The following is a 6,000-nucleotide window of genomic DNA, read 5'->3' on the forward strand; positions in this document are numbered from 1 at the left end:
AATTAAAAATTTAGAGCATAGCAAAAGAGTAATAAATGATCGAGAAAATTTTAAATCACGCTAAACAATGCGGTGAGGCAGAGTGCTGCGGATTTGTTATTGATAACAAAATATATCTACCATGCAAAAACATTTCATCAACACCGACAGAGACATTTGAAATTGCGCCTGATGATTGGATCAGAGCCGAACAACAGGGCGAAATAACTGCAATTGTTCACTCTCATCCTGATGGTTTACCTATCCTCAGCGAGGCAGACCAATTTTATCAGCAGCAAACAGGGGTGGACTGGTGGCTGGTTTGTGATAACAAAATTCACAAATTCAGGCACATCAAACCGTTACTGGGTCGTGAATTCAAGCACGGCGAGACTGACTGCCTAACGCTAGTACGAGATGCGTACATGCTAACTGGTATTGATTTGCCCGATTACGAACGGCAGGACGACTGGTGGCACAATGGACAAAACCTATACTTAGATTTACTACCTAAAAATGGTTTTGAACAGGTTCGGGATATTCAAGAGGGTGACGTTATCTTGGTTTGCCTTGGCTCAACAACCCCCAATCACGCCGCTATCTACATCGGCAATCAATTTATATTACATCACTGCCCGAAACGGCTATCAAAACGCGATTTATATAGTGGTTTTTGGAGCAAATACACACATTCAGTTTGGAGACATAAACAGTGGCAATCATCAAATTTTACGGCAATCTTAAACAATTTGGCGATAAATTTCGAATAAATGCTGATACAGCAGCGGAGGCTCTCAACGGCTTGTATTGTCAAATAAAAGGCTTAAAAAAACACATCATGAATGGTCATTTTCGTGTACGCATCAATCGACATGATATGAACGATGACAACCTACAACTTGGTTTGCACAGTAACATTCCACAAAATGCGGTAATCCATGTTGTACCTCGCGTTTCAGGTGCAAAAAGCGGCGGTATTTTTGGTTTCATAGCTGGCGCAGCGATGGTTATTGCTGGGGTAGTAGCTGGTGTTACAACCGGCATTGGTTTTGCGTTAGTTGCAGGTGGTGCTGGATTAATGCTTGGTGGCGTGGCTCAAATGCTAACAAAACTACCAAAAACAGACAAAATGTCGGCGGGTGAATCTAATAAAAACACCTATTTTTCTAATTTAGACAACACGACCGCGCAAGGTTTCCCTGTACCGCCCTGCTACGGGGAGATAAAGATTGGCTCAAAAGTTCTATCGCAAGGGCTTGAAACTTTAGACGACGCAACGAATACAGATAAAAAACTATCAACACCAATTCCTTGGGATGAAATCATAAAGGGGAAGAAAAATGGGTAAAGGATCAAAAAAGGCGAAAACGCCGAAAGAAGCGCAGGATAACCTGAAATCACATCAACAGCTTAGTATCATTGATTTATTGTGCGAGGGACAAATAGAAGGTCCATCAAATGGTCTACAGAGCGTCTTTTTAAACGACACGCCAATCCAAGCACCCGACGGTTCATATAATTTTAAAGGGGTTGAGGTTGAATGGACGGCTGGGACTCAGTCACAAGCACCACTTGAGGGGTTTCCAGCAACTGAAAACGAAGTGCCTGTGAATTTAGAGGTAAAAAATTCAACGCCGATTGTGCGCACTATTACCGATCCAAACATCGATAGAGTACGTGTAACTGTGGGTGTGCAGTCGTTAAGTTCAACCGATAATAAGGGCAACATCAACCGAACTTCTGTTAGCATGGAAATACAAATCGGCGTTGGTAGCATATGGAAAACGGTAAAAACGGTTGATTTAATCGATAAAAAAACACGCTCACAATATTTAACATCAGTCATTTTAGATGATTTACCGCCGAAGCCGTTTAATATTCGCGTGGTACGCAGAACACCAGATAGCACGTCATCATTGCTAGTTAATAACACGCTGTGGAGTTCGTACACTGAAATCTATGATACTAAATTTTCATATCCGAATACTGCCGTTGTAGGGTTAAAATTCGATTCATCACAGTTTAGCGGTGTGCCTCGCCGTAATTATCTGATTAAAGGTTTAATTATCAAGGTTCCTGACAACTACAACCCAGAAACGAGAGAGTATAAGGGATTTTGGTCGGGTAATTTTAAACTCGCATGGACAAATAACCCAGCGTGGATATTTTACGACATACTAACTAATACGCGCTATGGTCTGGGTGCTAGACTGGGTCAATTCGGTGTTGATAAATTTGCGCTATACACGATTGCTCAATACTGTGACCAACTAGTTGACGATGGTTTTGGTGGTAAAGAGCCAAGATTTACATGCAACTGTTACATTACAGAGCAACGACAAGCATATGATGTTATTCACGACCTGTGCTCAATATTCCGAGCAATGCCCGTTTGGGACGGCACACAATACACGGCAGTTATTGATAGACCGAGCGACCCTGTGGCGATTTATGCAAATGCAAATGTAGTCGAAGGGCAATTTAACTACACATCAGCAGCACAAAAATCACGGCATACGGCGGTTCATGTTCGCTACGTTGACCCAAAAAATAACTGGGAGCCAACTACTGAGTACGTTGCAGATGATGAGCTAATCAAACGATTTGGATTAAATGTAGCGCAAATTGATGCGTTTGGTTGTACGTCAAGAGGGCAGGCTCATCGGGTTGGTAAATGGCTAATTCAAACTGAAAAACTCGAAACACAAACTGTTACATTCAGCGTGGGAAGGGAAGGTATTCGTCATTTACCGGGCGATATTATCGGTATTGCGGATAACGATTTTGCGGGTACAACTATTGGTGGACGAATTTTAGAGGCAAACGGTAGCACGATTACGTTAGACCGCGACATTGATATTAAAAATCTGAAAAATGCATATTTAAGCGTAACAGATACAAATATGCAGCTACAAAAAGTAAAAATTCAGGCACAGATTAAACCCAATCAAATTGTTTTAGTGAGCAGCGTTAGTGTCGATGAGTATTCGGTTTGGGGTCTATATGACAATAAAATTAAACCGAGGTTATTTAAGGCGATAACAATAGCCGAAAACAGCGATGGCACTTACTCAATCACTGCGCTACAACATGAGCCAAAGAAAGAAGAAATTGTTGATAATGGCGCTAAATTCGAAACCGAAAGCGGCACCATTTTTGGCTGGTCAATTCCACCCGTTGAACAGTTACAAGCTGAAATAATCCCTGAATCTGATTTATATCAAGCTCGTTTGTCATGGTCTACACCTCGAACAATCCAAAATCTAAAATTCGAGGTAAAAATCTATCGTGATGATAAATTGATTAGCCGTGAAACGGTAAATGATACTGAATACTATCTATCAGACCTACAACAAGGTAAATTTAACGCAATCGTAAGAGGAGTGGCCGAAGACGGGCGACTTGGCGATGAAACCACGATTGTATTTTCTATTCTACCGCCGACTAAACCATCTGGTTTAGTACTAACACCGAGCGCATTTAATGTTGCTATACGTCCAGTAATGACAGCGGTATCGAGTTTAGGAACACAATTCGAATTCTACAAAGGCACAACTAAAGCTGAGGTAGAAGCAAAGCGTAATTATCTTGGTCGAGCTATGTCGCTTACTGACGTTGATTGTCAACCGGATACGGAATACTGGTACGGCGTGAATGCGGTTAATGTTGTTGGTCGTTCTGAGATGTTCATAACTAACACTCGGACATTAATTGCAGAAAACGGAGCTGGTGGGCTATTTAGAATTCAAACTCACGATGGAAAATTCCCAACCAATAACGGTACTGCTACTCAAATGTTCTATCGTGAATTCGGATTTTATCCAGCTCGTGATACCACATTAATTATCTACTCATTAGACGGTACAGGCAAAGTCGCTCATTCAGAGGCTCGTATGTATAACGGTGCACAATGGGTTGAGCCAGCTATGTTTCTAGACGGTGATTTAATCGCAACTGGCACGATGAGAGGAGATAGATTAATAGCTGGTACTGAAATCAGAGCGCCGTTAATTACGGGTGGAAAAATGGTTGCAGGTAGCGTCATCAGTGCAGGTAATCCGCCTGCTTTTGAATTGCTTGATGACGGCACGCTAAACGCAAGACGGGCTAACATCTCAGGCAACATCTATGCGAACTCAGGGCAATTAAATAATGTTGTGATTAATGAGAATTGTCAGGTTAAAGGAAAGCTAACAGCAATACAAATTGTTGGTGACATTGTAAAAATGCACACGTGTGCCAAAAATGGCTCTGTCACTATAGCGTCTGAGCCGTTTGACAGAGATTTATTTGTTTTACCCGTTACATTGATAGCGCAGAAACGGAGTGGTGGCGGTGGTGGTGACGGTATAAACTCTGATATATGGAATTACGGGGAGATTGAAATAGATATATTCAACAACACTAACGGTAGATTAGTTCTGAGGCGAAAAATTGAAACCACATCTCTTAATTTTGTTGCTAGCGATACGTTTTTCGTTGTAATACCAGCCCACACAACATTTACTGTTAGTATGCGCGAGACCAATAAATATAAAAAAACTGGCATTCCAGACGTCATCACGATTATGACATTAAAAAAATAACAACCGCTTAATTGCGGTTTTTTATTTTAGGAGTAAATATGGCAAAAATTTCAGGGGTATTAACAGACGGCGCAGGTAATATTATTAATAACTGCACAATCGAGTTATATGCAAAAAAAACAACAAGCAAAGTACTAACACAAACGCAAGCATTTCAAGTCGCAAATAATGGCAGCTACATGATGAACGTATTGCCTTGTGATTATGAAGTAAAGCTGATTATAAATGGATTTCCACCGAAAAAATTGGGCACTATCCAAGTATTTTCTGACTCAAAAGATGGCACATTAAACGATTTTTTACTGAATCCATCTGAAAGTGAAATTACACCAGAAATATTACAACAGGTTGTTAATGCTTGCAATGCGGCAAAAAAATCAGCAGATGATGCTAAAAAATTCGCATCGACAATTGATACAGCAACATTAGTTAAAAAATCAGGCGATGAAATGACTGGAACATTGCGAATCAACGACGGAGATAAATCAGCAATACAATTACAAAACGCTGCTGGGCAAATCTGGCAACAGCGCACATTTGCGGACGGCAGTTTTTGTCTTGAGCGATATAATTCTGTTTTAAATCAGTGGATTAGGTTTTTGAGGTACGTAGAGCCTGAGAATTCATGGAAATTTGAAAATATTGATGATGTCACAATTAATAATAAGTCTGTGTTAAAAAGTGGTGATTATGGTGTTGGGGCTGTTGTTGGTGCGATAGCTGAAAATTTTGATGGTCATCTTGCAGGCGGTTTTTATCAATGTAGCACATCTGATTTCTCTGATTTGCAATTTACGGGCGATAGTGCAGCGACACTATTAACGTATCCGAGCAATAGCAAATCGTGGAAAGTTGAGCAGTTATCAGTAGTTAGTAGTAAAACGCCGAAAATCTATTATCGTTGCGATACGCGAGATGGCAAACAGAAATGGTACGAAGCGATCACAACAGCGAATTCAACTGTAGATAGCAATGGTTTTCTGAAAAAAGCGTCGCCAATTTTGCGGTTGTTTGCGACTGAAAATATTGATGATGTTGATGATTTTAAAAAATCGGGCTGTAGTTTAGTGAATGATTTGGCCGCTGGCGTGACAGCTAAACGAATTGATATTGGTCATTACGAAATCAGCGGTAGTTTAGGTTTTGCAAAAGAGGGGTGGTATATAACGCTACCCGAGGACGCTAACGGCAATAAAAAATTTTTTGCTGAGTACTCAACTGATGAAAACAACATCATCACAGTTAAAACATACACACGAAAATTCGATTTTGAGAGCTGTCAAATCGTTGCTGGTGAGCCAATTGACATAACTGAGGGACGCTGGATAGACATTCGATTAGAAATGCCAGTTGTTGAGGTAATTGAGAATGAAGAGCCGATACCGAGCACACTAAATCCAGTCATTATTAACAATGATGAAAACTAACTAACAAA

General features: G+C 40.6%; 3 protein-coding genes and 1 pseudogene. All 4 read left to right on the top strand.

What is annotated here, in order from left to right; all coding sequences use genetic code 11:
- Positions 1–35: 35 nt before the first annotated feature.
- The 4 genes and pseudogenes from A9G40_RS05135 to A9G40_RS05150 all read left to right on the top strand — a co-directional run bounded on the left by A9G40_RS05135 (position 36) and on the right by A9G40_RS05150 (position 5,992).
- Positions 36–749, top strand: a complete 714-nt coding sequence (locus A9G40_RS05135) for a C40 family peptidase (protein WP_065582183.1) — start codon at positions 36–38, stop codon at positions 747–749.
- Positions 692–1,327, top strand: a complete 636-nt coding sequence (locus A9G40_RS05140; RefSeq protein WP_081302158.1) for a tail assembly protein — start codon at positions 692–694, stop codon at positions 1,325–1,327. Before A9G40_RS05135 ends, A9G40_RS05140 begins: the two co-directional genes overlap by 58 nt.
- 253 nt (positions 1,328–1,580) lie before the next feature.
- Positions 1,581–4,565, top strand: a pseudogene (gene gpJ / locus A9G40_RS05145) (TipJ family phage tail tip protein); the annotation flags it as partial.
- Between the two features lie 38 nt (positions 4,566–4,603).
- A complete protein-coding gene (locus tag A9G40_RS05150) occupies positions 4,604–5,992 on the top strand; it encodes a phage tail fiber protein (RefSeq protein ID WP_065582180.1) in 1,389 nt (462 codons plus the stop codon).
- Positions 5,993–6,000 lie beyond the last annotated feature (8 nt).

It is taken from the genome of Gilliamella sp. Nev3-1 (genome assembly GCF_001690435.1).
GTDB lineage: Bacteria > Pseudomonadota > Gammaproteobacteria > Enterobacterales > Orbaceae > Gilliamella > Gilliamella apicola_C.

What these genes read in the sequence shown, in the direction of transcription:
- A9G40_RS05135 (WP_065582183.1), top strand. Translation starts at nt 36, where the DNA reads ATGATCGAGAAAATTTTAAATCACGCTAAACAATGCGGTGAGGCAGAG.
- A9G40_RS05150 (WP_065582180.1), top strand. Translation starts at nt 4,604, where the DNA reads ATGGCAAAAATTTCAGGGGTATTAACAGACGGCGCAGGTAATATTATT.